Here is a 24809-nt window from a genome sequence, read left to right as displayed (position 1 = left end):
GACTCGCCGTTAGCGTCGAGGGGTGCTCACTCCCCTCCTCGCCGGTCTCGGGCTCGGCCTGTCTCTGATCGTCGCCATCGGCGCCCAGAACCTCTTCGTGCTGCGCCAAGGCATCCGTCGGGAACACGTGCTCGCGGTGGTCGTCGTGTGCGCCGCATCTGATGCAATCCTCATCGTGCTGGGCGTCTCCGGTGTCGGACTCGCACTGGCGGCACTGCCGTGGCTGGTGACCGCTGTGCGATGGGCGGGCGCGGCCTTCCTCGTGGGGTACGGCCTCCTCGCCGCCAGGCGCGCGTGGCGCCCCTCCGGAGTACTCACTGTCGACCCGTCGACCGAAGCCGCCGGAGACTCTGCCGCCGAGCCGTCGTCGGCGATCCACGCGGTGACCACAGAGACGCGGCTGTCGACGACCGTGCTCACGGTCCTCGCGCTCACCTGGCTGAACCCGCACGTCTATCTCGACACGGTGTTTCTGCTCGGCAGCGTCGCCACCACCCACGGGGATGATCGCTGGGTCTTCGCGCTCGGCGCCGTGGCCGCGAGTGTCCTCTGGTTCAGCGCACTCGGGTTCGGAGCCCGGTATCTCGGGCGGTGGCTCGCCACGCCGCGTGCCTGGCGCATCCTCGATGCCATCATCGCCGTCGTCATGATCACCCTCGGCGTCAGTCTCGTCCTGGGCGGATAAATGACAACGGCCCCCGCCGCAGCGGAGGCCGTTGTCGTTTCAGAGCGTTGCTCAGGCGATGCTGTTGACATCCAGCGGGATGCCGGGGCCGAACGTGGTCGACACTGCACCCTTCTGGATGTAGCGGCCCTTCGAGCTCGAGGGCTTGAGGCGGACGATCTCGTCGAGCGCAGCCTTCAGGTTCTCATCGAGCTGCTCGGCCGAGAACGACGCCTTGCCGACAACGAAGTGCACGTTGGCGTGCTTGTCGACACGGAACTCGATCTTTCCGCCCTTGATCTCCTCGACCGCCTTGGCGGGGTTGGGGGTCACGGTGCCGGTCTTGGGGTTGGGCATGAGGCCTCGGGGACCGAGGACCTTACCCAGACGCCCGACCTGGCCCATCAGCTCCGGGGTCGACACTGCAGCGTCGAACGCGGTGTAGCCGCCGGCGACCTTTTCGATGAGCTCGGCGCCGCCGACCTCGTCAGCACCTGCAGCGATCGCCGCTTCGGCAGCCGGACCGGTTGCGAACACGATGACGCGCGCGGTCTTGCCGGTGCCGTGGGGCAGGATGACGGTGCCGCGCACCATCTGGTCTGCCTTACGCGGGTCGACCGAGAGCTTGAGGGCGACCTCGACGGTGGAGTCGAACTTCTTCGATCCCGTCTCCTTCGCCAGGTTCACTGCCTCGCTCGGCGAGTAGAACTTGCCTGCCTCGATCTTCGAAGCTGCTTCGTTGTAAGCCTTGGACTTGGTAGCCATTGTCGTTATCCCCCTCAGTCCTCGACCGTGATGCCCATGGAACGGGCGGTGCCGGCGATGATCAACGAGGCTGCCTCGATGTCGTTCGCGTTCAGGTCGGGCATCTTGGTCTCGGCGATCTGACGGACCTGCTCCTTGGTGAGCTTCGCGACCTTGACGGTGTGCGGGGTCTTGGAACCCTTCTGCACGCCCGCGGCCTTCTTGATCAGCTCGGCTGCCGGCGGGGTCTTGAGGATGAACGTGAAGCTGCGGTCCTCGTAGACGGTGATTTCCACGGGGATGACGTTGCCACGCTGCGACTCGGTCGCGGCGTTGTACGCCTTGCAGAACTCCATGATGTTGACGCCATGCTGACCGAGCGCGGGCCCGATCGGCGGCGCCGGGTTGGCTGCACCGGCGTTGATCTGAAGCTTGATCAGGCCGGTCACCTTCTTCTTCGGTGCCATTCTTCTTTCCTTTCATCGAGCGGATGCCTGCGGCATCCTCTCTCCCGCAGCCCGGCGGTTCCGGGAGCGGTGGTCTGTGTGGTGACTCTGGCTAGAGCTTGGTCGCTCTAGAGCTTGGTCACCTGGTCGAACGACAGCTCGACCGGAGTCTCGCGTTCGAACAGCGAAACGAGCACCGTGAGCTTGCCGCTTTCGGGCTTGATCTCGCTGATCGTGCCGGGAAGACCCGCGAACGAGCCTTCCTTGATCGTGATGGTCTCGCCGACCTCGAAGTCGACTTCCGCCGGAATCGCGCGAGCGACCGGCTGACCCTTCTTGGCGGCGCCACCCTTGGCCGGAGCGGTCTCCTTGACCTCGACGAGAGACTTCAGCATCGTGAAGGCCTCTTCGAAACGCAGCGGCGTCGGGTTGTGCGCGTTGCCGACGAATCCGGTGACACCGGGAGTGTGGCGAACGACCGACCAGGTGTCTTCGTTGAGCTCCATGCGCACCAGCACGTAGCCGGGGATGCGCACGCGGGTGACCATCTTGCGCTGGCCGTTCTTGATCTCGACAACATCTTCCATCGGAACTTCGATCTGGTAGATGTCTTCTTCGACCTCGAGCGTCGACTTACGCTGCTCGATGTTGGCCTTCACCTTGCGCTCGAAGCCGGCGTAGGAGTGGATGACGTACCACTTGCCCGGCAGCGACCGCAGTTCGGCACGGAACGCCTCGTACGGGTCTTCCTCGGTCTCGTCCTCGTCGGCGTCGTCGTCACCGAGCTCGGGGCCATCGTACGGTGTGACCTCTTCGGCGGCGTGTGCCGCGCGCTCGGCTTCTTCCTCGGCGAGGTCGTCGGCCAGGACCTCGGCAGCGGCTTCTGCCTCCGCCGCCTCGTCGATCTCGAGTGCATCGTTCACGATCGCATCAGCCTCCGGGTCGCTCACCTCGACGTCGTCGTCGTCCGAGTAGTCCACGTCGTCGTCCTCATCCTCGATGTGGATGGCGACGTGCTCGGCCGCATCGCTCTGGTGCTCTTCGCGCGCGAGCTCGTTGCCCTCCTGGGCCTCGTCCTCCTCAGAGGACTGCTCGGCCGAGGGCGCCCAGTCGGCGTCGTCGAGAAATCGTTCAGACACGTGTTTCGTTCACTTCCATTTGATCGGGCGCGACACAGCATCCTGCCCGCACCGTGAGGACGAGCAGATCAGGCGGGAACGCCGAAGACCTGTGTCGTCACCCAGAGGAACACGAAGTCCATTCCGTACACGAGCGCCATCATGATGACGACGAACCCGAGCACGACTGCCGTGTACTTCAGGAGCTCCTGGCGCGTCGGGGTGACGACCTTACGAAGCTCCGCAAAGACCTGACGGATGAACAGGGCGATCCGCGCGAAGACGTTCAGCTTCTTCTCGCGAGGAGCGCTGCCGCTGGCAACGATCTCGCCCTTGGCGTCATCCTGGACCATGTATCCCACCTGGTTGCTTCTGTTGTGCCAGCTTGCGCTGGCGCGCAGGGCGGACAGGAATCGAACCTGCAACCTGCGGTTTTGGAGACCGCTGCTCTGCCAATTGAGCTACCGCCCTAAAGACCCGAGGGCCTTAGGTACCTGCAGTCTTCTGCCGCGACGTGAAAGAAGGGGGTCGCCCGATCGCGGGCACGGCGAAAGAATGCAGATTTCTACTGCAGGTCCAGTGTACGGCATGCCCTCCCGACGGGCGAACTGCCCCCGAGTCTTACGGGGCGTCTAGGCACGGCGTGAAGACGGCGATCACCAGAATCGGTGAGTCGTAGCTGACGGTTGCGACGATGCCGCTCTCGTCGACCCACGCGCCATCCTTTCCCGCGATCCCGTCGGCGTCGATCGGCGTCCACTCCTCGGGATCGATCTCTTCCGTGACGGCATCGACGAGCGCATCCTCGGCCGCATAATCCGCGCCCACCGAAACGGAGCCGACCGCGGTGAAAACCCGTTGCACGCCGCGATCCTGCTCACCGCAGGGTTGTTCCTCGGGGCTCGCGACCTCGAGGGTTCGAAGGATTCCCTCTTCGGTCGCCCCCGCCACACCCACCAGGGCGTCGAAGGCGGATTCGGCATCCGACTCGAGCTCAGCGATATCCGGCCCAGCGCACGCCGCGAGCAGCACGGATGCCGACAGCAGACCGACCGCGAACGTCGCTGCTTGCCGTACCCGCGGCGCACGCTGACCCCCCGTCATGGGCGAACCACCGCTCTGACTTCAAACTCCTCGGGCGTCGGAGCGCTCGTTCGCACCCCGAGCCCGACGAGCTGATCGACGAACCAGCCGTCGTGCCAGTCGCCGATATCGCACGGCGACGATGAACCCTCGAAGGCGGATCGGTCGACGCCGTGCTCATACACCGCGCGGCAGCTCGCATCGGTCTCGAGCGCCCACTCATAGTCGTCGTGAGTGATTCCGGCACGCTCGGCCGCCAGCAGGTACGGAAAGTAGTTCTGGTACTGGTACCAGTGCATAGCCTCGTGCACGAAGATCGGCCAGGCCAGGTGCTCGACTCCCGGCTCCCACGCGACGAAGAGCCAGTCGGGGTAGCCGGTTTGATAGCAGCCGCCGACAACGAGATATCCCGGGCCGTCCTCCTGCCCGGCGTAACCGCAATTTTCCGGACCGGAATCGAAGATCACCGTGACGTCAGCAGCTCCGATCGCGTCCAGGAACGCACGGCCCTGCGGGTCGTCGCCCGGAAAGGCCTGCCCACCCGGGTTGGGGGCAGCGGGTTGCGGCGCCGCATCCTGTTCCAGCCACTGCGCGATCCACGCTGCGTCGGCCTCCCATGCTGCTGCAGCCTCGACGTACCGCCCGCGGGCGCCGCGGATGTCGGCGGCGAAGGCCCTGCTCTCGGCGAATACGTCAGCGATGGCATCCGCCTGAGATGCGGTGACCGTGGTGGGCCTGCGGTCGGCTGTCAGCCATTCCAGGCCGATGACCGCTGAGATTCCGAGCGCGACGGTGACGGTTCCGGCGAGCACCGGAATCCACAAGCGCGCGGGGTTCACCTCACCATGATCGGGCATGAAGCAGCCCGGATGCCGAGCGCCGGGCTCAATAGTCGGCGATGCCGTAGCGGTCTGGCTCGGGCCCGCGGCGGAAGCTGCGACCCGACATCGTCTCGGCACTCACGCGGACGTAGTGATACTTCAACGTCGGCAGCCAAGGTCGAAGCGCAAGCTCATCAGCAGCTTCGACCTCTTCCTCGGTCGCAAGGCGCTGCGCCCGACCGCGGATGATGACGCTCCACGCCGCGGCATCGGTGTAGTGATCGACTTCGAAGAGCACTTCATCGTTGACGGTGAGCTCGACGAGCTTGCTGCCCGCGGCGGTGCGGAACACGACAGTGTCCCGGTCGACGACGTAGTTGACGGGGAAGATGTCCAAGACATCTCCCACCCGGGTGACCAGGCGCCCCAGCTCTTCGCCTGCCAGAAGCTGCCAGCACTCGGCATCGCTGAGAGTGGCGACGACATCGTCCATCATCTCTTCCATGCCCTCATTGTGGGCGCGCGTTGCGGGCGCCGCTAGGGACCCTTGGCCCTGGCGGCGCCCGCAACGAAGGGTTCAGGCGACGCGGATGAGTTTCTTGTTGACGAACTCGTCTGCCGCGAGCAAGCCCATCTCACGCGAGGTACCAGAGCGCTTCACGCCACCGAAGGGAAGCTCGGGGCTGTCGGCGAGCACGATGTTGACATAGACCATGCCAGCCTCGATGGCGTCGGCCATCCGCTCAGCCTGCTCGGGGTCGGTCGTGAACACGTAGGAGCCGAGTCCGTAACTTGTCGCGTTCGCCACGGCGACCGCCTCGGCTTCGTCGGCGACGCGGTAGACCACTCCCGCTGGGCCGAACAGTTCCTCACGATAGATGTCGTTGTCGGCCGTGACGCCGGTGAGAACGGTCGCGGGGTAGAACGCCCCGTCCCGCTCCCCGCCGAGCTCGACCGTGGCGCCCTGCGCGACGGCGCGGTTCACCTGCTCTTCGAGCCGCTCGGCAGCAGCCAGCGACGAGAGCGGACCGATCACCGTGTCATCGGCGAAGGGGTCACCGAGGGGAGCCGCAGCCATGGCCGCCACGAACTTCTCGAGGAACGCGTCGTAGAGCTCGTCGATGATGATGAAACGCTTGGGGGCGTTGCAGGACTGGCCGTTGTTGTCGAGCCGCGCCTCGACCGCCATCTCCACCGTGGCGTCGAGATCGTCGGTCGAGAGCACGATGAACGGATCGGAGCCGCCGAGCTCGAGTGCAACCTTCTTCAGGTTGCGACCGGCGATCTCGGCGACGGCGGCACCCGCGCGCTCCGAACCGGTGACCGAGACACCCTGAACACGAGGATCAGCAATCACTGTCGCGGCCTGCTCGTTGGTCAGCCGCACATCGACGTAGGCACCCTCCGGGAACCCGGCATCCCGATAGATCGCCGCAATCGCCGCTGCCGACTCGGGGCACTGGGGTGCGTGCTTGAGCAGGATGGTGTTGCCGATGACCAGGTTCGGGGCGGCGAAACGTGCGACCTGGTAGTACGGGAAGTTCCACGGCATGATGCCCAGCAGCACGCCTAGCGGCGAACGGCGGATGACGGCAGTTCCCTCGGCGAGGATGTCGAGAGGGGTGTCACCGGTGATCTTCTCGTAGTTGTCGGCGTAGTACTCGGTGATGTCGGCAGCGAAGTCGACCTCACCGAGAGCCGCGGACAGCGGCTTACCCATCTCGCGCACGACGATCTGGGCCAGCTCCTCTCGCCTCTCGCGGTGCAGCTGCGCCGCGCGCCGCACGAGCTCAGCGCGCTCGGCAGGAGTCGAGGCGCGACCCCACGTGCGGTATGCATCATCGGCTGCCGCAATCGCAGCGACGGTCTCGGCATCCGTCATGGTCGGGTAGGTGGCAAGCGTCTCCCCGGTAGCGGGATTGACGACGGCGTAGGTACTCATGGGTCCTCCTCGGTCGGCAGCGAACGGTGGTCGGTTGGTCACGACGATGACAGGACGTGCGCCAACACGTCCAGAGCATCATCGAGCAGGTCATCACCAATGACCAGGGGTGGCAGGAAACGGATCACATTGCCGTAGGTCCCGCAGGTGAGCATGAGCACGCCCTCATCGAGTGCCGCACGCACCACGCGCGAGGTCAGTGCGGCATCCGGGTCGCCCGTGGCAGGGTCCACGAACTCGACCGCGATCATGGCCCCCTTCCCCCGGATATCACCCAGACGCGGGTCGGATGCCTGAATCTCTCGCAACCGGTGTTCGAGAACGTCACCGATGTGCCGGGCACGGGCCGACAGGTCCTCGGTCTCGTAGACCTCGATGGCCGCGAGGGCGGCGGCGCAGGCGACGGGGTTGCCGCCGTAGGTTCCGCCGAGGCCACCCGTGTGCGAGGCATCCATGATCTCGGCGCGTCCAGTGACGGCAGCAAGCGGCAGTCCACCGGCGATGCCCTTGGCCGTCGTGATGAGGTCGGGGACGATGCCGAACAGGTCGCTCGCGAACATCGCGCCGGTGCGGGCGAATCCGGTCTGGATCTCGTCGGCGATCAGGACGACCCCGTTGGCGTTCGCCCACTCCTGCAGAGCAGGAAGGAAACCGTCGGCGGGAACGATGAACCCGCCCTCACCCTGGATCGGCTCGATGATGATCGCCGCGACATCCGTCACTCCGACGTGCTTCTCGATGACACCGATCGCCCGCTTGGCCGCCGCGGCACCGTCGAGCCCATCTCGGTACGGGTACGACATCGGTGCACGGTAGATCTCCGGAGCGAACGGGCCGAATCCTGCCTTGTAGGGCATGTGCTTGGCGGTAAGGGCCATGGTGAGGTTGGTGCGGCCGTGGTAGCCGTGGTCGAAGGCGACGACAGCCTGCCGTCCCGTGTGCTTGCGGGCGATCTTGACCGCGTTCTCGACAGCCTCAGCACCCGAGTTGAACAGTGCGGTCTTCTTCTCGTGATCGCCAGGAGTGATGCGGTTGAGCGCCTCGGCGACCGCCACGTAAGGCTCGTAGGGCGCCACCATGAAACACGTGTGAGTGAACTGGGCGACCTGCTGCTGCACAGCCGCGACCACGGCGGGGTGCGCGTTACCGATGGAGGTGACGGCGATGCCGGAGCCGAGGTCCACGATCGAGTTCCCGTCGGCGTCCAGCAGGATGCCGCCGCCTGCCGCCACGATCGACAGCGGAGCCGTGTGCCCCACGCCCGCCGACACGGCAGCGGCCTTGCGGGCCATGAGTTCCTGCGAACGCGGTCCCGGGATGGGGGTTACGAGGCGTCGCTCCTGCGGGAGCGTGGGGCCGCCGAGCGGGACCGTGAGACTATCGAGTTGGCTCATGTCGTGAGGATAGCTGCACGATCGATCGCGCGCGACCCGTGCAACTCGAACGTCGGAATCCGTCGTCCATCATCACTTACGCGACGGCTCCCGTCGTGGGAGAATCATCGCGTGATCAATGGCGGCGTGTCGTGGTGGTGGCGAGACATCGGCGGCACTCCCGCCCCGCGCGCACCGCTTCCCGGTGACCTTGCGCTCGACGTCTGCATCGTCGGCGCCGGGTACACCGGACTATGGGCGGCGTACTACCTCAAGCGGGCGCAACCCGACCTGCGCGTGGGCGTGATCGAGCAGAGCTTCGCCGGCTTTGGAGCGTCGGGGCGCAACGGTGGCTGGCTGACGAACTCAGTCACGGGAGGGCGTGAGCAATACGTCGCCCGCCACGGACGGGATGCCGCGATCGCGCAGCAGCGAGCGCTCAACGACACCGTGCGTGAGGTGATCGAGGTCGCACGCAGCGAGGGCATTGACGCCGACATCGTCAGGGGCGGCGAACTCGAGATCGCCCGCACCCCCGCGCAGCTCGCCCGGCTTCGGAAAACGGCTGCCGAAGACCTGGCATGGCCGCACACTGATGTGCAAGAACTGGATGCCGCGGCCACGCGATCCCGTATCGACGTCGCCGGCGCGGTGGGAGGGATCTGGCATCCGCACTGCGCACGCATCCACCCCGCGAAGCTCGCGGCGGGCCTGGCTATGGCCGTGGAAAGGGCGGGCGTGAGCATCTTCGAGCAGACGACAGCTCGATCGATCGAACCCGGATGCGTCGACACGGATCGGGGCATGGTGCGCGCGGATGCCGTCATCCGAGCCACCGAAGGCTTCACCGCGAACCTCCGTCAGGAGCACCGCACGTGGCTGCCGATGAATTCGTCGATGATCATCACCGAGCCCCTGCCTGCCGGGGCGTGGGACGCGATCGGCTGGTCGGGGCGAGAGACCCTCGGCGATTTCGCCCACGTCTACATGTACGCGCAGCGAACTGCTGACGATCGCATCGCCTTCGGGGGTCGAGGCGTCCCATACCGGTACGGGTCTCGCGTCGACACGAACGGACGGACGCAGGAGCGCACGATCCGCTCCCTCACGGGCCTCCTGCACGACTTCTTCCCAGCCACCCGCGGTGTGCCCCTCGCTCATGCGTGGGCCGGTGTGCTCGGGGTGCCGCGCGACTGGTCGGCTACTGTCGGCTTCGACCTGCAGACGGGCATCGGCTGGGCAGGCGGCTACGTCGGAACGGGAGTGACCGCAACCAATCTCGCCGGACGCACCCTCGCCGATCTGGTGTTGCGTCGAGGCACCGATCTCACCCGCCTGCCCTGGGTGGATCATCGCGCGAAGCGGTGGGAGATCGAACCACTGCGGTGGACCGCCGTGAACGCGATCTACGCCGCCTACCGCGGCGCTGACCGGCTCGAAGCGCGCGGCGGGGCACGAACGTCGGCACTGGCGCGAGTCGCCGACCTCATCGCCGGGCGCTGAGGCTCGGCCAGCTCAGTCGGGTGCGTGAGCCTCGAGGAACTCGTAGACATCCGTCGTGTCCACCCCGGGGAAGGCCCCGGTTGGCAAAGTAGCGAGCAGCGTGCGCGGGGTCCGCACGTTCGGCCACGAGTGACCACGCCAGGATGACTCGAGTTCTGCCGGCGCACGGCGACAGCACACCTCCACCGAATGCCGCGAGACCCCGCGGTTGGTCGTCTCGCGCCCGATGAACCACTTGGTGTCGTCGAATCGCACTCCCACACTGATCGAATGGAGGCCCTCGGAGGAGGGCTCGACGCGGGCCGTGCACCAGTAGGTGCCGTTCCCGGTATCGGTGTACTGGAAGTACGGGTTGAAGCGGTCGGGGATGTCGAACACGACGCGGCTCGTCCACTTGCGGCAGCACATCTGCCCCTCGATGGAACCGAACCGGTCGGTCGGGAAGTTCACGTCATCGTTCTCGTAGGCCTTGGTGATCGTGCCCGACTCATGGACCTTCAGAAAGTGAACGGGTAGGTCAAGGTGGACCGTCGCGAGATTGGTGAAGCGGTGAGCGGCAGTCTCGTACGAGACCGAATACGCGTCCCGCAGGTCTTCGATAGAGAGGGCGCGGTGAGACTTTGCCTCCTGCAGGAAAGGCACGACGTCGGCCTCCGGCATCAGGAGCGCCCCCGTCAGATAGTTGATCTCCACGCGCTGGCGAAGGAAGTCACCGTAGCTCGCGGGCTCGTCGTGCCCCAGGATGCGGCTCGCCAGCGACTGCAGCACGGCGGTGCGGGCATCCCGCTTGCTCGCGATCGTGCTCGAGAGGTAGAGCCGCCCGTGCTTGAGATCCAGAACGCTGCGGGTAGTGAGGGGCACATCGGAGACGTAGTGAATCGTGAACCCGAGGTGGGCGGCAATGTCGGATGCCGTGCGCTGCGTGAGCGGGCCTCCGGTGTGCCCGACGGCGGCCAACAGGTCGCGCGCGTGAGCCTCGAGGTCGGCGAAGTAGTTCTGCTGACTGGTCATGAGCCGGCGCAGGGACAGGTTCGCGCGGCGCGCCACTTCCGGTGTGGCTGCCCGTTCGTCTCGCAGCCGCTCGATCTCGCCCTGCAACGCAAGCATCGCCGCGAGCACCTCATCGGGGAGTGAGCGACCGATGCGAAACGGGGAGATTCCGAGCGCCTGGAAGGTTGGCCCCCGCATCGCCCGCTCGAGGGAAACCTCCATCGTGGCGCGCTCATCCAGCGTCTCCGATTCCAGCAGCGCGTCCAGATTCGTCCCGAGAGCACGCGCGATGGTGCGCAGCAGTGTGAGCTTGGGTTCCCGCTTTCCGTTCTCGATCATCGACAGCTGGCTCGGGGCACGGTCGACCGCAGCCGCGAGGTCATCGAGGGTCATCCCCCGCTCGGTGCGCAACTGGCGGATGCGCCTGCCGATGGTGAGTGTGTCGATGACGTCGTCGTCATCCGTTGTGATCGTCGGGAGGGACTCTTCCGGCGCTGTGAGGCTCGTCATGCCGCCGATTCTGTCACAGAAACGGAATTTCGCGCGATCTTCACAACTGATCCGGCCAGGTTGGCAGCAAAACTTCACGGAGAGTAGGTGCACGACGACAAACCAGGCGTCGATCCACCGGATGACGAAGACGGCGGATGAGAGACCAGACAGGACGGATGCGCCATGACTGCAACCACGACCCCGATGCCCGCCCGGACGGCTCCCGTGCCGACCTCGAGCGCCGCGGCGGTGCTCGATGTCGTCGGGCCGATCCGCGATCGATACGACGAGATCCTCACGCCTGACGCGCTCGCGTTTCTGACCGAGCTGCACTCCCGATTCTCGGCTCGCCGTCACGACCGTCTGGCCGACCGGATGCGCCGCCGCTTCGAGATCGGCAACGGCCACGACCCGCAGTTCCGCGACGACACCGCGCACATCCGTCACGACGACGAGTGGCGGGTCGCCGGCGCAGGCCCCGGCCTCGAGGACCGTCGGGTCGAGATCACCGGCCCCACCGACCCGAAGATGACGATCAATGCCCTCAACTCCGGAGCGAAGGTGTGGCTCGCCGACCAGGAGGATGCCACCAGCCCCACCTGGAAGAACGTGATCGAGGGACAGCTGAGCCTGTACGACGCGATCCGCGGCCAGCTGTCGTTCACGAGCCCCGAAGGCAAGAGCTACGAGGTCACCGCCGAGCAGACCCCCACGATCGTGATGCGCCCGCGCGGCTGGCACCTGGTCGAGAAGCACCTGCGGTACACCGACCGAACCGGACGCGCAATGGATGCCTCGGGTTCGCTCGTGGACTTCGGCCTGTACTTCTTCCACAACGCGAAGCAGCTGATCGAGAACGGCGTCGGACCGTACTTCTACATCGCCAAGCTCGAGTCAGCAGAAGAAGCCAAGCTCTGGGACGACGTTTTCACGTTCAGTGAGCGCTACCTCGGCATCGAGCACGGCACGATCCGAGCCACCGTGCTGATCGAGACTCTGCCCGCCGCCTTCGAGATGGAGGAGATCCTCTTCGAGATGCGCGACCACGTCGCCGGCCTGAACGCCGGCCGCTGGGACTACATCTTCTCGATCATCAAGAACTACCGCGGTCGCGGCGCGCGGTTCGTCCTCCCGGACCGCAGCGAGGTGACCATGACGGTGCCCTTCATGCGCGCCTACACCGAGCTGCTCGTGAAGACCTGCCACAAGCGGGGAGCGTTCGCGATCGGAGGCATGAGCGCGTTCATCCCCAACCGCCGCGACCCGGAGGTCACCGAGCGTGCCTTCGAGAAGGTGGCCGCCGACAAGAAGCGCGAGGCCGGCGACGGGTTCGATGGCACGTGGGTGGCCCACCCCGACCTCATCCCCGTCGCGCGGGCCGAGTTCGACGCCGTGCTCGGCGACCGACCCAACCAGCTCGACCGGCAGCGCCCCGAGGTGTCGGTGCGTGCCGCTGACCTCATCGACGTGCACATCGGTCGCCCGATCACGGCATCCGGTGTCTACGGCAACGTGTCGGTGGCGATCCGATACATCGAGGCGTGGTTGCGGGGCCTCGGCGCCGTCGCGATCGACAACCTCATGGAGGACGCCGCGACAGCGGAGATCAGCCGCTCGCAGATCTGGCAGTGGATCCACCAGGACCGCACCACCGACGACGGCACGCCCATCACGCGCGAGTACGTCGAGGGCCTCATCACACAGGTGCTGGGTGAGGTGACTCGCTTCGAGGGCGACCGGTTCGACGACGCGGCAGCGATCTTCCGCGAGGTGGCACTCGGGAGCGACTTCCCCGCCTTCCTCACCCTCCCCGCCTATTCGCGCTACCTGGTCGAGACCGACTGACTGCGCACGAGACCGACGACGAAGGACACGACATGACCACCTACCAGGACGACATCGCCGCCATCCGGGAACTCAAGCACCAGCACGGTTCCAGCTGGGATGCCATCAACCCCGAGTCCGTGGCACGGATGCGGGCACAGAACCGGTTCCGCACGGGACTGGAGATCGCCCAGTACACCGCCGACATCATGCGCCGCGACATGGCCGAGTACGACGCCGACTCGTCGCTGTACACGCAGTCACTCGGCGTCTGGCACGGCTTCATCGGCCAGCAGAAGCTGATCTCGATCAAGAAGCACCTCAAGAGCACGAATAAGCGCTACCTCTACCTGTCGGGGTGGATGGTCGCGGCGCTCCGCTCCGAGTTCGGGCCGCTGCCTGACCAGTCGATGCACGAGAAGACCGCGGTCCCTGCGCTCATCGAAGAGCTCTACACGTTCCTCCGTCAGGCCGACGCTCGCGAGCTGGATCTGCTGTTCACGAAGCTGGATGCCGCACGCGCCGCCGGCGACGAGACGGCAGCGGAGTTCATCCAGAGCCAGATCGATAACTACGAGACCCACGTGGTGCCGATCATCGCTGACATCGACGCCGGCTTCGGAAACCCCGAGGCCACGTACCTGCTGGCCAAGAAGATGATCGAGGCTGGCGCTTGCGCCATCCAGATCGAGAACCAGGTCTCGGATGAGAAGCAGTGCGGTCACCAGGACGGCAAGGTGACGGTGCCCCACGAGGACTTCATCGCCAAGCTCACCGCGGTGCGCTATGCCTTCCTGGAGCTAGGCATCGACAACGGCATCATCGTGGCGCGCACCGACTCGCTCGGCGCGGGGCTCACACAGAAGCTCGCGGTCACCCACTCCCCCGGCGACCTCGGCGACCAGTACAACTCCTTCCTCGACGTCGAGGAGATCTCGGATGCCGAGCTCGGCAACGGGGATGTCGTCATCAAGCGGGGCGGCAAGCTCCTGCGTCCCAAGCGCCTGGCGAGCAACCTCTACCAGTTCCGCCCCGGGACGGGTGAGGCCCGCTGCGTGCTGGACTGCATCACGTCGCTGCGAAACGGCGCCGACCTGCTGTGGATCGAAACCGAGAAGCCGCACGTCGAGCAGATCGCGGGGATGGTGGATGCCATCCGCGAGGAGATCCCGAACGCGAAGCTGGTCTACAACAACAGCCCCTCGTTCAACTGGACGCTGAACTTCCGTCAGCAGGCCTACGACACCCTCGCCGCGGAAGGGAAGGATGTCTCGGCGTACGATCGGGCGGAGCTCATGAGCGTCGAGTACGACGACACCGAGCTCGGCCGGCTGGCCGACGAGAAGATCCGCACGTTCCAGCGCGATGGGTCGGCCCGGGCCGGAATCTTCCATCACCTCATCACCCTGCCGACCTACCACACGGCGGCCCTGTCGACCGACGACCTCTCGAAGGGATACTTCGGCGATGAGGGGATGCTCGCCTACGTGCGGGGCGTGCAGCGCCGCGAGATCCGCGAGGGCATCGCGACCGTCAAACACCAGAACATGGCGGGAAGCGACATCGGCGACAACCACAAGGAGTACTTCGCCGGCGACGCTGCCCTCAAGGCTGGCGGGCAGCACAACACGATGAACCAGTTCAGCTGATCATCGAGAAGACACGGATGCCTCGGACGACGCCGTCCGAGGCATCCGTCGTTCGCGGGGCGCGGTCCCGGTCAGGAGGCGCCGCGAGCGCAGTCAGCGCAGGTGCCCACGAGCGAGCTCTGCGCGGGCTCGAGCGCGAAGCCGTTCGCGCTCCGGGCCGATCGGGCGGCCGAGGCAAGCAGATCGGCTGGCAGCGCGACGACGACCCCGCACGAGCGGCAGACCCCGTGAAGGTGCGCGTGCCGGTCTTCCCCCGTGGCGAGGTGATAGCCGGTCGACCCCTGCCCGACGGGACGCGTCGTGACCACCCCGAGGCCGTCGAGCATCTCGAGCGTGCGGTAGACGGTAGCCCGATGGATGCCGAGGTCAGCGACAGCACCCGCGATCTGCTCCGCCGTGCGGTGCTCATGCTCCGCCGCGAGCACCCCGATGACGGCGCGACGCGCTGCCGTGATGCGCTCGCCACGCTCGGAAAGCTGCGCCAGCGCAGAGTCGGCAAGGCTCACGGGGGCCTCCGCGTGGAGGTGCTCGTGGTCGTGTGGCGCACCCATGCGGCAATCGTGGCACACGCCCCTCCGAAAGGCGGCACGGCGGCGATTTCGACTCTTGTGTGATGCGACTGAGTCGCAATAGTGTGAGCGCAATCCCAGACCGCATGGTCACCCGAGGAGGACCGATGCACGTACCCGACGGATTCCTCAGCGTGCCGGTCTCGATTGCTACGGGGGTCGTGGCGGCCGGAGCTATCGGCCTCGCGATCAAGAACTCGCGTGCCGAGATGGCAGATGACCGCAAGGCCCCGATGGTGGGAATCGTCGCCACGGTGATCTTCGCCACGCAGATGATCAATTTCCCCGTCGGCGCGGGAACCAGCGGCCACCTGCTGGGCGGTGCACTCGCGGCTGTGCTGCTGGGTCCGTGGACAGCGGTGCTCGCTGTGAGCGCCGTTTTCATCGTCCAGGCCCTGCTGTTCGCCGACGGCGGGCTGACGGCCCTCGGTACCAACATCACGCTGATGGGTCTGGTGACGATCGGCGTCGGTTGGTGGGTGTTCCGGGGCCTCGTCCGCGTGCTTCCCGCACGCCGATGGGCCATCGCGGTAGCCGCGGGCATCGGTGGCCTGCTTTCGGTGCCCGCAGCTGCGATCGCGTTCGTCGGGTTGTTCGCCATCGGTGGCCAGGTGGCAGTTCCGATCGACGCAGTCTTTGTTGCGATGGTCGGCTGGCATACTCTCATCGGGATCGGCGAGGCGATCATCACCGGACTCATCGTCGCCGCCGTACTCACCGCCCGTCCGGACCTTGTCTACGGAGCGCGCTTCCAGCGATCCGGAGCCATCGAGACCCGAGAGGCGGCATTGGCATGAGTGCCACGCCCACCCCCGCGGCGCGCCGGATCTCCACGCGCGCCTTCACTTTCTGGGCCCTGGGCATCGCACTGGTGATCGCGACTGTCGTCAGCGTGTGGGCCTCTTCGAACCCCGACGGGCTGGAGTTCGTCGCGGAGGCCGTTGGCTTCGGCGCCGCCGCGCAAGACAGCGCAACGGCAGGCTCACCCTTGGCCGACTACACGGTGGCAGGACTCGACGGGAATTGGCTGTCGATCCTCATCGTCGGTGTCGTCGGATGCGGCATCACCTTCGCTCTGGCGTGGCTTCTCGGGCGTCTGGCACGGCGCGGCTGACGCCGTGCGTCGGATAAGGGCGATGCGGTGAGCACGCTGGACTGGGGTCATCGAGAGGGAACTTCCCTCCTGCACCGCGCCCCCGCACGGACGAAGCTGATCGCGACGGTGGCCTTCGCCACTGTCGTGGTCGCCACTCCCCGCGAGTGGTTCCCCGCCTTCGCGGTCTATGCGCTGGTGGTGGTCTCAGCGCTGGTCATCGCGCGCGTGCCACCCCGGGTCGTGGCACGGCGGATGACGATCGAGTTGCCCTTCGTCGTGTTCGCGCTCCTGCTCCCCCTCATCGCGACAGGGCCGACGATCGAAGTTGGTCCGTTCGCGCTCGCTGTTGAGGGGCTCTGGGGCGCATGGGCGCTCGTGGCCAAGGCGACCCTCGCTGTGGGCGCCGCGACCGTGCTCATCTCGACCACCGAGCCGCGGCGGATGGTGCAGGCGCTGGGTCAGCTCCGCCTCCCCGCGGTTCTGACCTCGATCATCGGCTTCATGATCCGTTATCTGGATCTCATCGTGGAGGAGACCCGGCGGATGCGCATCGCTCGCGAATCGCGGGGGTTCCGCGCTCGGGGCCTCGCCTCCTGGCGGATCATCGCGCAGGCTGCTGGTGCAGTCATCGTGCGCTCCCATGCCCGCGGCGAGCGCGTCCACCTCGCGGTGCTTTCGCGGGGCGGAGCCGGATGAGTTCGGCATCCGTAGCGGTGCGGGGGGTCGGTTTCGCCTACCCTTCCGGCACCGCCGTGCTGCACGGCGTCGACCTCGAGATCGCCGCCGGCGAGCGAGTCGCGGTGCTCGGGCCGAACGGAGCGGGCAAGACGACGCTCATGCTCCATCTGAACGGCATCCACCTTCCCGACCGCGGAGTCGTGGAGATCGGCGGCACGCCGGTGAGCCGAGGGGCGCTGCCCGAGATCCGCCGCCGGGTGGGCGTCGTCTTCCAAGACCCCGACGACCAGCTCTTCCTCCCGACGATCGGGGAGGATGTCGCATTCGGCCCCGGAAACTACGGCGTGCGCGGGCCGGAGCTGGAGTCGCGGGTGACCGAGGCGCTGACACGTGTCGGGCTCGGGCAGCATCGGGACACGGCACCGGGCAGGCTCTCGCTCGGTCAACGACGCCGCGCGGCTATTGCGACGATCCTGTCGATGGATGTCGAGGTCATCGTGCTCGACGAGCCGACCTCCAACCTCGACCCCGCCGCCCGTCGAGATTTGTCCGCGACCCTCGGTGCACTCGACGCCACGATCATCGTGGTCACCCACGACCTCCCCTACGCCCTCGAACTCTGCCCTCGGTCGGTGATCCTCGACGAGGGCCGAATCGTCGCCGACGGCTCGACAGTCGACATCCTCTCCGACGCCGACCTGCTGAGCGCGCATGGCCTCGAGCTGCCGTGGGGGTTCGATCCGCGAGCGCCCCGTCCACCCCGTACCGGCGCGACCGGCCACGGCTCGGCGCCAGATCAGGTCAGGATGCCGCGAGCCGAGCGTTGACCCGCGCGAGCTGGGCACTCACGCGAGCCTCGAGTCCCCCGGCGGTCTCGCCGTCGAGGACCTCGGCTACCGCGCCCCAATGGATGGCAACCTTCTCGCCGGCCGTCGCGGTGTCGCCGAAGGGGACTGTGACGTCCCGCTCGGCGTTCGCATCGTCGGAGTCATCGAGCGCGAGAATGCCCTCGCGGTAGACCAGTCGCAGTCCGCGCACGCGCCAGTGCGTGGCATCCGCGTGGACCACCGTGGCAGGCAGGATCGCGCAGGACTCCAACACCTCGACGGGCTCGGGCCGACCGGTGCTGAGCAACCGCGTCCAGGGGTACACCCCGAAGACGTGAAAGGCGTGATGGGGAGCCGCTTCGGCGGCCAGAGACTCGTCAAGGTATGCCCAGTACGACCCGGCGCGCGGACCGATGATCGCCAGCAACTCACGCCAGAAGACGGCGGGATCGATGGCGTCGCCCTCGACAGAACCTGTCCAGTACGCCCGCACCGCCCGCTCATCGAGCGGATCGCACGCGAGAAGGCGCCCGATGACCGTCAGATACGGCCACGCGCCCGAGAAGCGGGTAGCCGCCCCCCGGACGTCCACCCCAGCGCCCTCACCGCGCGCCACCTCCGCGAGCAGGGGTGCGCCATCGGGGCCGCAGTAGCCCTTCTCGTTCGGGTGGTACGCGTACCGCGCGAACAGTCGCTCCCCGTGCGGTCTCGAGTCGGCGCTCACACGCGGGCCACGGCCTGGGCCGCCTCCCGGTGGAGCCGACCGAAGTTGTAGTACGCGGCGCATGCGCCTTCGGGCGAGACCATGCACGTGCCGATCGGGGTCTCGGGGGTGCACGCGGTGCCGAACACCTTGCACTCCCACGGCTTGATCACACCCCGCAGCACACTGCCGCACTCGCACGCCGGCGGGTCCTCGACCCGAACACCTGGGAGGGCGAACTTCTTCTCGGCGTCGAATCGTTCGTAGTCGGGGTGGATTCCGTACCCAGACCGTGGGATGTAGCCGAGGCCCCGCCACTCGAACGTGTCGCGCACCGCGAAGACCTGCTGCATGAGCGCCAGCGCGGCAGGGTTCCCTTCGCGCCGCACCACCCGCGCGTACTGGTTCTCCACCTCGCAGCGGCCGTCCTCGAATTGCGCCAGCAGCATCTCGACAGACTGCAGGATGTCGAGCGGCTCGAACCCGGTCACCACGATGGGAAGTCCATACTCGGCGGGGATGAAGTCGTAGACCGTCGTCCCGACCACCGTCGAGACGTGTCCGGGACCGATGAAACCGTCGAGGTCGAGGTCGTCGGCATCCAGGATCGCGCGCAGCGGCGGTTCGATCAGGACGTGATTGCAGAAGATCGAGAAGTTCTTGATCTCGAGCGCTGCAGCACGAGCGATCGTCACCGCCGTCGACGGTGCGGTTGTCTCGAAACCGACCGCGAAGAACACGACTTCCTTGTCGGGGTTGTCGATGGCGATCTTCAGGGCATCCAGCGGCGAGTAGACGAAGCGGACGTCCGCACCCGCTGCCTGCGCCTGCAGGAGGCTGCCCTCGGTGCCGGGAACGCGCATCATGTCGCCGAAGGTCGTGAAGATCACTCCGGGCCGATGCGCGAGCCACACCGCGTCGTCGACGCGTCCCATCGGGATGACGCACACCGGGCATCCGGGACCGTGCACGAGTTGCACGGCCTCGGGAAGAAGGTGCTCGAGCCCGTGCCGATAGATCGTATGGGTGTGACCGCCGCACACCTCCATGAACGACAGCGTGCGACCGAGGCGCTGCGTCTGCGCCTCGATGACACCGAGCAGCGAGCGGGCCGCAGCGGGGTCGCGGAACTCATCGACGAAACGCATCAGACGATCTCCGTTTCCATGAAGGCCTCGAGTTCTTCGTCGTATGTTCGCCCGAGCTTTCGGATCTGGTCGAGGGTGACATCCGCCTCGCGCTCGTCGATCTTGCTCATCGCGAAACCGACGTGAACTAGCACCCAGTCCCCGACTCCGACATGCTCGTCGGCAAGCAACCGCGTGGAGATGACGCGGCGAACACCACTGACCTCGACCGACGCGAGGTGTTCGTCGGCATCGACGACCTCGACGATCTCACCGGGGATTCCGAGACACATGACTGACCTCTCTTTCAGCAGATCCGGGGAAGGGGGTCGCCCACGAGCATGTCGACGATGCGGGTGCCACCGAAGGCGTTGCGCACCGCCACGATGTCGGAGGGACTCGCGACAACTTCGCCGATGATCGCGGCACTTTCGCCCCCGGGCAGGGTCCGCAAGGCAGCGAGCCCGGCATCCGCGACCTCAGCGGAAACCACCGCGGCGAACATCCCCTCGTTGGCGACGTAGAGGGGATCGATCCCGAGCATGTCGCACGCGCCGCGAACCACCGGCGCCACCGGCACCGCTTCGTCGTCGACGATCACTCCGCACCCGGATGCCTGTACGAGCTCGTTGAGCACGGTGCCAAGGCCCCCACGGGTGGCGTCTCTCATCCAACGGGTCTGCGGCGCGGCATCCAGCAGAGCCTCGACGAGTCCATTTACCGCACGGGAATCGGACGCGATTTCGGCGTCGATCGCGAGGTCGCCCCGCGCGAGCATGACGGCCATTCCGTGGGCGCCGATGGCACCTGACACGAGGATGCGATCGCCCGGTTCGACGAGGTCGGCTCCGAGTCGGCGACCTTCGGGGAGCACCCCCACCCCGGCCGTCGTGATGAAGAGCTTGTCGGCAGCGCCCCGGGGGACGACCTTGGTGTCGCCCGCGACGATCGCCACGCCCGCCGCGTCGGCTGCAGCCCGCATGTCGGCGGCGATCTCGCGGAGTGTCTGGACGGAAAGCCCCTCTTCGATGACGAAAGCCGCGGTGAGTGCGGTGGGCACCGCACCGCTGACGGCGAGGTCGTTGACGGTGCCGTTGACGGCAAGGTCGCCGATGCTCCCGCCGGGGAAGCGGATCGGGTTGACGACGTAGGAGTCGGTGGTCATCGCGATGCGTCCCGCCGGCCGGTCCAGGACCGCAGCGTCGCCCGGGTCGCCCGGCGTGGGAGAGCCGAATGCTTCGAAGAAGACGGCGTCCACGAGCGCCGCAGAGGCCTTCCCCCCTGCTCCGTGCGCCAGGGTGATCACCTCGTCGATCAGCCGCGGGCGGCGCCGGCGGAATGCTTCGATGCGGGCGAGGACCTCGTCCTCCGACTCATTGAGCCGGTTCTTTCCGCGCCGGACAGTGTCGGCTGCGGCGGAATCGGTGGTCATGACATCACCTCCGCGGCGATCGGGACGGGCACCTCGGGCGGCAGCGGCACCGAAGCGATCGCCATCCCGGCGTGGATGAGCACGAGGTCGCCCGGCCTGACGTGTCCGAGGATCGTGACATCGACATCCTCCTCGCCGTCCGCAGTACGTACGCGCGCCGGAGCAAACAGGACGGGTGGAGCCGCGAGGACCTCTCCGAGTCGACCTTCGTCGCTGCAAGTAATACAGACCTCGTCGGTGCACTCCACGATGGCCGGCTGCAGCGCGGCGGGGTCTGCTCGCAGGTCGTCGGCGAGGGTGAGGATGCCGGGCACGACGACCTCAGGGTCGCCGGCGACACACACGGTGGCCACGCCATCGGCAGGACGCTGCGCATCCCCTACCCAGATCCCCGCGACTCCCCATGCTGGAAGTCGGGCCAAGAGCTGGTCCCGGTCGGCGAAGGCGCCCACGATGATCGCGGCGTCACCCGATCGCGCGGTGGCTCGCAGAATCTCGACCGCGTCGGCCTGCCCCACCTCCCGGACAGCGGAGAGCGCTGAAGAGTCCACGCCGATGACGTGCACAGCGCCACCGAGCACCTGGGCGCGGGCCACCTGGACGGCGGCGATCCGCAGGTCGCTTGCAGGCGCGGCGCTCACAGCCCGATCCTCGCGTCGTGGGCGATCGCACCGTCGGCATCGACGACACCGGCATCCTGCATCGCGCTCATCACCTGGGTGACCTGATCGGCCGGAACGCGGGTGAGCGCAAAGCCGGCGTGCACGATGACGTAGTCGCCGACCTGGAGGTCCGGGAGGAAGTTGAGCTTGGCCGTTTTGGTCTCGCCGGCGAAGTCGATCTCGGCGACGATCGCGCCGTCGGGCTCGACCCAGCGGTCGATGATCCTGCCCGGAATCGCAAGGCACATCGGGCTCACTCCCCTCTGCCGGACGAGCCGGCAAGCATCAGGTGTCCGGCAAGGGCCTGCCCGAGGCTCAGGCCGCCGTCCCCGGCGGGAACCCGACGGTGGAGCATCATCGGGACCCCGTCGCGGGACAGTCTAGATCCGACCTCGTTCAGCAGCACGCGGTTCTGTGCGACGCCGCCGGTGATGCCCGCAACGTCGGCGCGGCCAGAGCGGACGAGGTCGGTGAGCGCGGTGGCGATCCAGGCAGCGACGCCGTCGTGGAACCGCCGCGCCAGACACGCGACCGGTCGTCCCGCGCGCATCCGCTCAACGACGTCGGCGACCAGCCCGGGCAGATCGGCTGCCGCATCCGGGTGCCCGCCGTGCTCGCAGGCGCCCGCAGCTGCCTCGAGCTCCATCGCCGCCTGGGCTTCGTAGGTGATGCGCTGACGGATGCCGAGAATCGCCGCGACGGCGTCGAAGACCCGCCCGAGACTTGAGGTCGCGATCACGCCGACGGGCTCCGCGGAATCCAGCTGTGCATGCACGAGAGCCAGTTCCGCGGGTGGAGCATCGGCGGCGACGGGGATGCCGGTGTCATCGATGCCCCAGTCGCGCAGCAGCCCGACTGCGACGCGCCAGGGTCTGCGGGCAGCGGTGTCCCCACCGACCAACCGGAAGCGTGGGACGTGCGCGACGCGCTCGTATTCGAGCGGGTCGGCCCCGACGAGCAGGATCTCGCCACCCCAAATGGTGGAGTCCTCACCCCACCCGGTGCCGTCGACGGCGGCCACCGCGACCCGGGTGCCGACCGCGCCGTGTTCGGCGACAAGACTCAGGGCGTGCGCGTGGTGGTGCTGGACCTGCACGAGAGAGATCCCGGTCCGATCCGCATGCCGCTGCGCCCACCGCGTTGTCGCGTAATCGGGGTGCAGATCGGCGACCAGAAGAGCCGGCGAACTGCGGTGCAGCGCCTCGAACTGCGCAACGCCTCGCTCGAAAGCATCCTGGCACGCGAGCGAACCCATGTCTCCGACGTGGGGCGACAGGAACGCCCGGTCATCGCGCACGATCGCGAACGTGTTCTTGAGTTCGCCTCCGACAGCGAGGACCACGCCACCGCCGGACGAGGGTGAGAGACGGATCGGTAGCGGCGCGTACCCGCGACTGCGCCGGAGCGGAATCAGGTCGCCGTCTGCGCCACCGGCGAGCAGGACGGAGTCTTCAACGGGAACGTGGATGCCGCGGTCATTCGTCACGAAGAGGTCGGCGACGGCGCCGAGCAGCTCGAAAGCGTCGTCCTCGCGGAAGCACAGCGGGTCACCTGACACGTTGCCGCTCGTTGCCACCACGACGTCTGTCGGATTCAGCAGGATCTCATGCACAGCGGCGGAGGGGAGCATGACGCCCACCCGCGACAGCCCGGGAGCCACGGACGGCGCGAGATCGGCACCCGTCGCTGTATCGGCGATGACAATGGGACGGGCCGGCCCTGTCATCTCGCGGGCAGCGGCTGCGTCGAGGTGCGCGATGCGCGATGCCTCCTCGATCGAACCGGCCATCACCGCGAAGGGCTTGTCGGGACGGCGCTTACGCTCCCGCAACCGGCGGACGGCAGCGTCGCTGCGGGCATCACACATCAAGGTGTAGCCGCCGAGGCCTTTGACCGCCACGATGCGCCCGTCCCCGAGAGCACGTCGCACGGAGGCGAGCGCCTCCGCTCCGGTGCACAGGGGACCTCCGGTGGCGTCCGTCAGCGTGAGGGTCGGCCCGCAGTCGAAGCAGCTGATCGGTTGGGCGTGGTAGCGCCGATCGAGGGGATCCTCATACTCGGCGCGGCAGGCTGCGCACATCGGAAAGACCGACATGGTCGTCAGCGGCCTGTCGTAGGGGAGGTCACGGATGATGCTCAGCCGTGGTCCGCAGTTCGTGCAGGTGATGAAGGGGTAGCCGAAGCGCCTGTCATCCGGGTCTCGAAGCTCGCGGCGGCAGTCGTCACAGCATCCGACATCGGGCGGGATGAGGGTGCGCACGCCGTCCGCGCGGCGGCTCTCGACGATCCGGAAGTCGCTCTCCCCCGGAATGGTGTCGCGATCCGCGGTGGTCATCTCGTCGATGACAGCGAGGACTGGCGCATGCTCACGCACCTCGCGCAGAAAGTTCGCGACGGCGGCGGCAGTCCCCTGCGCCTCGATGAAGACGCTCTCGTCGTCGTTGCCGCACCATCCGGTCACGCCGTGCGCGGCAGCGATTCGCGCAACGTGCGGGCGAAACCCGACACCCTGCACGACACCGCGCACCGTCGCGGCTATGCGGACGCTGGGCACGACGACAGCGCGCAGGCGCGCCGTGTCAGTGCCCGCCGCAGCCACAGCCCTCGGGGCCGCATGCGCCGGCCCCGGTCCCGCAGGCACCCGTCGGGGCGGCGCTCGGCCCGCGCAACAGCGATTCGAGACTCACGAACGCTACGGGACGAGCGCTCGCCGTCGGCGCCGGCGCCGTCGCCTCGGCGGTGGCTGCGGGGTCCGGCATCCGGATGATTCCGTGCATGCCCAGCAGCATCCGCACTGCCGGATCGTCGACGAGGTCAAAGAGGAGCTCCTTGCCACGTGGGTCTTCCCGCAGAGCCCGCACGATCGTGGTGAGCGCCTCCTTTGAGAGAGCGTCAAGGGCCAGCGCGAACTCTTCAGCCACGGCACGACTGTCGGGATCGAGCCGGCTGATGGCAGCGACAGCCGCATCCAGTCTCGAGGCAGTCGTTTCGAGGGTTGCAGCCTCTGGAGTGTCAGTGTCTCGCGTGTGAGTGTCGAGCATCGTCATCGGATACCTCCCCATTCGT

At 67.2% G+C, this 24809-nt stretch carries 27 protein-coding genes and 1 tRNA gene; 8 read left to right on the top strand and 20 right to left on the bottom strand.

What is annotated here, in order from left to right; genetic code table 11:
- The first annotated feature begins 22 nt into the window (after positions 1–22).
- Positions 23–685, top strand: coding sequence for a LysE/ArgO family amino acid transporter (locus AB0O89_RS06950; RefSeq protein ID WP_363495536.1), 663 nt, complete (start codon positions 23–25; stop codon positions 683–685).
- Positions 686–736: 51 nt separating this feature from the next.
- On the opposite strand, the gene rplA is transcribed toward AB0O89_RS06950, so the two are convergent.
- From rplA to gabT, 10 genes are all read right to left on the bottom strand, one after another.
- Entirely contained in the window at positions 737–1429 is a 693-nt protein-coding gene (rplA, locus tag AB0O89_RS06945) for a 50S ribosomal protein L1 (RefSeq protein ID WP_292710068.1), read from the bottom strand.
- A gap of 14 nt (positions 1430–1443) precedes the next feature.
- Positions 1444–1875, bottom strand: coding sequence for a 50S ribosomal protein L11 (gene rplK / locus AB0O89_RS06940; protein WP_018172800.1), 432 nt, complete (start codon positions 1873–1875; stop codon positions 1444–1446).
- 107 nt (positions 1876–1982) lie between these two features.
- On the bottom strand, positions 1983–2993 hold the full coding sequence (gene nusG, locus AB0O89_RS06935; protein WP_363495531.1) for a transcription termination/antitermination protein NusG: 1011 nt from the start codon (positions 2991–2993) through the stop codon (positions 1983–1985).
- A 68-nt stretch (positions 2994–3061) separates the two neighbouring features.
- Positions 3062–3325, bottom strand: a complete 264-nt coding sequence (secE, locus tag AB0O89_RS06930) for a preprotein translocase subunit SecE (protein WP_341579906.1) — start codon at positions 3323–3325, stop codon at positions 3062–3064.
- A gap of 45 nt (positions 3326–3370) precedes the next feature.
- Positions 3371–3443 (bottom strand) — tRNA-Trp (locus tag AB0O89_RS06925).
- A 150-nt stretch (positions 3444–3593) separates the two neighbouring features.
- Positions 3594–4076, bottom strand: a complete 483-nt coding sequence (locus AB0O89_RS06920; RefSeq protein WP_363495527.1) for a hypothetical protein — start codon at positions 4074–4076, stop codon at positions 3594–3596.
- A complete protein-coding gene (locus tag AB0O89_RS06915; protein WP_363495524.1) occupies positions 4073–4894 on the bottom strand; it encodes a hypothetical protein in 822 nt (273 codons plus the stop codon). Before AB0O89_RS06915 ends, AB0O89_RS06920 begins: the two co-directional genes overlap by 4 nt.
- 46 nt (positions 4895–4940) lie before the next feature.
- Positions 4941–5381: a pyridoxamine 5'-phosphate oxidase family protein gene (locus AB0O89_RS06910; protein WP_363495521.1), complete on the bottom strand. Its 441-nt coding sequence runs from the start codon at positions 5379–5381 to the stop codon at positions 4941–4943.
- A 72-nt stretch (positions 5382–5453) separates the two neighbouring features.
- Entirely contained in the window at positions 5454–6818 is a 1365-nt protein-coding gene (locus AB0O89_RS06905; RefSeq protein WP_363495518.1) for an NAD-dependent succinate-semialdehyde dehydrogenase, read from the bottom strand.
- Positions 6819–6856: 38 nt separating this feature from the next.
- Positions 6857–8212: a 4-aminobutyrate--2-oxoglutarate transaminase gene (gene gabT / locus AB0O89_RS06900; RefSeq protein WP_363495515.1), complete on the bottom strand. Its 1356-nt coding sequence runs from the start codon at positions 8210–8212 to the stop codon at positions 6857–6859.
- 111 nt (positions 8213–8323) lie between these two features.
- Between gabT and AB0O89_RS06895 the strand changes: the two genes are divergently transcribed.
- Positions 8324–9694 carry an FAD-dependent oxidoreductase gene (locus tag AB0O89_RS06895; protein WP_363495512.1) on the top strand — a complete coding sequence of 457 codons (1371 nt, stop codon included), beginning with the start codon at positions 8324–8326 and terminating at the stop codon, positions 9692–9694.
- A gap of 12 nt (positions 9695–9706) precedes the next feature.
- On the opposite strand, the gene AB0O89_RS06890 is transcribed toward AB0O89_RS06895, so the two are convergent.
- A complete protein-coding gene (locus tag AB0O89_RS06890; RefSeq protein ID WP_363495509.1) occupies positions 9707–11194 on the bottom strand; it encodes a helix-turn-helix domain-containing protein in 1488 nt (495 codons plus the stop codon).
- Between the two features lie 186 nt (positions 11195–11380).
- Here AB0O89_RS06890 and aceB point away from each other — a divergent pair, with 186 nt between their 5' ends.
- Together aceB and AB0O89_RS06880 are read left to right on the top strand one after the other, a co-directional pair.
- Positions 11381–13021 carry a malate synthase A gene (aceB, locus tag AB0O89_RS06885; protein ID WP_363495799.1) on the top strand — a complete coding sequence of 547 codons (1641 nt, stop codon included), beginning with the start codon at positions 11381–11383 and terminating at the stop codon, positions 13019–13021.
- Between the two features lie 32 nt (positions 13022–13053).
- A complete protein-coding gene (locus AB0O89_RS06880) occupies positions 13054–14649 on the top strand; it encodes an isocitrate lyase (protein WP_363495506.1) in 1596 nt (531 codons plus the stop codon).
- A gap of 71 nt (positions 14650–14720) precedes the next feature.
- Here the strand turns inward: AB0O89_RS06880 and AB0O89_RS06875 are convergent, their stop codons facing one another.
- Positions 14721–15200, bottom strand: a complete 480-nt coding sequence (locus tag AB0O89_RS06875) for a transcriptional repressor (protein ID WP_363495503.1) — start codon at positions 15198–15200, stop codon at positions 14721–14723.
- 125 nt (positions 15201–15325) lie between these two features.
- Here AB0O89_RS06875 and AB0O89_RS06870 point away from each other — a divergent pair, with 125 nt between their 5' ends.
- Genes AB0O89_RS06870 through AB0O89_RS06855 form a run of 4 tightly spaced genes read left to right on the top strand, consistent with a single transcriptional unit; the run spans position 15326 to position 17819 of the window.
- Positions 15326–16015, top strand: a complete 690-nt coding sequence (locus tag AB0O89_RS06870; protein ID WP_363495500.1) for an energy-coupling factor ABC transporter permease — start codon at positions 15326–15328, stop codon at positions 16013–16015.
- Positions 16012–16332 (top strand): PDGLE domain-containing protein, encoded by a 321-nt coding sequence (locus AB0O89_RS06865; RefSeq protein WP_363495497.1) that lies wholly within the window; start codon positions 16012–16014, stop codon positions 16330–16332. The genes AB0O89_RS06870 and AB0O89_RS06865 overlap by 4 nt, the downstream gene beginning before the upstream one ends.
- 27 nt (positions 16333–16359) lie before the next feature.
- Positions 16360–17010, top strand: coding sequence for a cobalt ECF transporter T component CbiQ (gene cbiQ / locus AB0O89_RS06860; RefSeq protein WP_363495494.1), 651 nt, complete (start codon positions 16360–16362; stop codon positions 17008–17010).
- Positions 17007–17819 (top strand): ABC transporter ATP-binding protein, encoded by an 813-nt coding sequence (locus AB0O89_RS06855; protein ID WP_363495491.1) that lies wholly within the window; start codon positions 17007–17009, stop codon positions 17817–17819. Before cbiQ ends, AB0O89_RS06855 begins: the two co-directional genes overlap by 4 nt.
- On the opposite strand, the gene AB0O89_RS06850 is transcribed toward AB0O89_RS06855, so the two are convergent.
- From AB0O89_RS06850 to AB0O89_RS06815, 8 genes are read right to left on the bottom strand one after another with little or no spacing between them, the layout of a single operon-like run.
- Positions 17794–18543: a DUF6390 family protein gene (locus AB0O89_RS06850; protein ID WP_363495488.1), complete on the bottom strand. Its 750-nt coding sequence runs from the start codon at positions 18541–18543 to the stop codon at positions 17794–17796. The two genes, AB0O89_RS06855 and AB0O89_RS06850, sit on opposite strands and share 26 nt — an antisense overlap.
- A complete protein-coding gene (gene hypD / locus AB0O89_RS06845) occupies positions 18540–19670 on the bottom strand; it encodes a hydrogenase formation protein HypD (RefSeq protein ID WP_363495485.1) in 1131 nt (376 codons plus the stop codon). Before hypD ends, AB0O89_RS06850 begins: the two co-directional genes overlap by 4 nt.
- Positions 19670–19942: a HypC/HybG/HupF family hydrogenase formation chaperone gene (locus AB0O89_RS06840; RefSeq protein WP_341579920.1), complete on the bottom strand. Its 273-nt coding sequence runs from the start codon at positions 19940–19942 to the stop codon at positions 19670–19672. Before AB0O89_RS06840 ends, hypD begins: the two co-directional genes overlap by 1 nt.
- A gap of 14 nt (positions 19943–19956) precedes the next feature.
- Positions 19957–21081 carry a hydrogenase expression/formation protein HypE gene (gene hypE, locus AB0O89_RS06835; RefSeq protein WP_363495482.1) on the bottom strand — a complete coding sequence of 375 codons (1125 nt, stop codon included), beginning with the start codon at positions 21079–21081 and terminating at the stop codon, positions 19957–19959.
- Entirely contained in the window at positions 21078–21722 is a 645-nt protein-coding gene (locus AB0O89_RS06830) for a hypothetical protein (RefSeq protein WP_363495479.1), read from the bottom strand. Before AB0O89_RS06830 ends, hypE begins: the two co-directional genes overlap by 4 nt.
- Entirely contained in the window at positions 21719–21991 is a 273-nt protein-coding gene (locus tag AB0O89_RS06825; RefSeq protein ID WP_363495476.1) for a HypC/HybG/HupF family hydrogenase formation chaperone, read from the bottom strand. Before AB0O89_RS06825 ends, AB0O89_RS06830 begins: the two co-directional genes overlap by 4 nt.
- Before the next feature lie 5 nt (positions 21992–21996).
- A complete protein-coding gene (gene hypF / locus AB0O89_RS06820; protein ID WP_363495473.1) occupies positions 21997–24297 on the bottom strand; it encodes a carbamoyltransferase HypF in 2301 nt (766 codons plus the stop codon).
- 25 nt (positions 24298–24322) lie between these two features.
- Positions 24323–24790 (bottom strand): hypothetical protein, encoded by a 468-nt coding sequence (locus AB0O89_RS06815; RefSeq protein WP_341579925.1) that lies wholly within the window; start codon positions 24788–24790, stop codon positions 24323–24325.
- Positions 24791–24809 lie beyond the last annotated feature (19 nt).

The sequence above is a fragment of the Microbacterium sp. NPDC076895 genome, from assembly GCF_040687115.1.
Taxonomy (GTDB): Bacteria; Actinomycetota; Actinomycetes; order Actinomycetales; family Microbacteriaceae; genus Microbacterium.
This window is presented reverse-complemented; position numbering and strand designations above follow the sequence as displayed.

Coding starts and splice junctions, on each gene's coding strand:
- rplA (WP_292710068.1), bottom strand. CDS start 1,429: ATGGCTACCAAGTCCAAGGCTTACAACGAAGCAGCTTCGAAGATCGAG.
- rplK (WP_018172800.1), bottom strand. CDS start 1,875: ATGGCACCGAAGAAGAAGGTGACCGGCCTGATCAAGCTTCAGATCAAC.
- secE (WP_341579906.1), bottom strand. CDS start 3,325: ATGGTCCAGGATGACGCCAAGGGCGAGATCGTTGCCAGCGGCAGCGCT.
- AB0O89_RS06920 (WP_363495527.1), bottom strand. CDS start 4,076: ATGACGGGGGGTCAGCGTGCGCCGCGGGTACGGCAAGCAGCGACGTTC.
- AB0O89_RS06910 (WP_363495521.1), bottom strand. CDS start 5,381: ATGGAAGAGATGATGGACGATGTCGTCGCCACTCTCAGCGATGCCGAG.
- AB0O89_RS06905 (WP_363495518.1), bottom strand. CDS start 6,818: ATGAGTACCTACGCCGTCGTCAATCCCGCTACCGGGGAGACGCTTGCC.
- gabT (WP_363495515.1), bottom strand. CDS start 8,212: ATGAGCCAACTCGATAGTCTCACGGTCCCGCTCGGCGGCCCCACGCTC.
- AB0O89_RS06890 (WP_363495509.1), bottom strand. CDS start 11,194: ATGACGAGCCTCACAGCGCCGGAAGAGTCCCTCCCGACGATCACAACG.
- aceB (WP_363495799.1), top strand. CDS start 11,381: ATGCCCGCCCGGACGGCTCCCGTGCCGACCTCGAGCGCCGCGGCGGTG.
- AB0O89_RS06880 (WP_363495506.1), top strand. CDS start 13,054: ATGACCACCTACCAGGACGACATCGCCGCCATCCGGGAACTCAAGCAC.
- AB0O89_RS06875 (WP_363495503.1), bottom strand. CDS start 15,200: ATGGGTGCGCCACACGACCACGAGCACCTCCACGCGGAGGCCCCCGTG.
- AB0O89_RS06870 (WP_363495500.1), top strand. CDS start 15,326: ATGCACGTACCCGACGGATTCCTCAGCGTGCCGGTCTCGATTGCTACG.
- AB0O89_RS06865 (WP_363495497.1), top strand. CDS start 16,012: ATGAGTGCCACGCCCACCCCCGCGGCGCGCCGGATCTCCACGCGCGCC.
- AB0O89_RS06855 (WP_363495491.1), top strand. CDS start 17,007: ATGAGTTCGGCATCCGTAGCGGTGCGGGGGGTCGGTTTCGCCTACCCT.
- hypD (WP_363495485.1), bottom strand. CDS start 19,670: ATGCGTTTCGTCGATGAGTTCCGCGACCCCGCTGCGGCCCGCTCGCTG.
- AB0O89_RS06840 (WP_341579920.1), bottom strand. CDS start 19,942: ATGTGTCTCGGAATCCCCGGTGAGATCGTCGAGGTCGTCGATGCCGAC.
- hypE (WP_363495482.1), bottom strand. CDS start 21,081: ATGACCACCGATTCCGCCGCAGCCGACACTGTCCGGCGCGGAAAGAAC.
- AB0O89_RS06825 (WP_363495476.1), bottom strand. CDS start 21,991: ATGTGCCTTGCGATTCCGGGCAGGATCATCGACCGCTGGGTCGAGCCC.
- AB0O89_RS06815 (WP_341579925.1), bottom strand. CDS start 24,790: ATGACGATGCTCGACACTCACACGCGAGACACTGACACTCCAGAGGCT.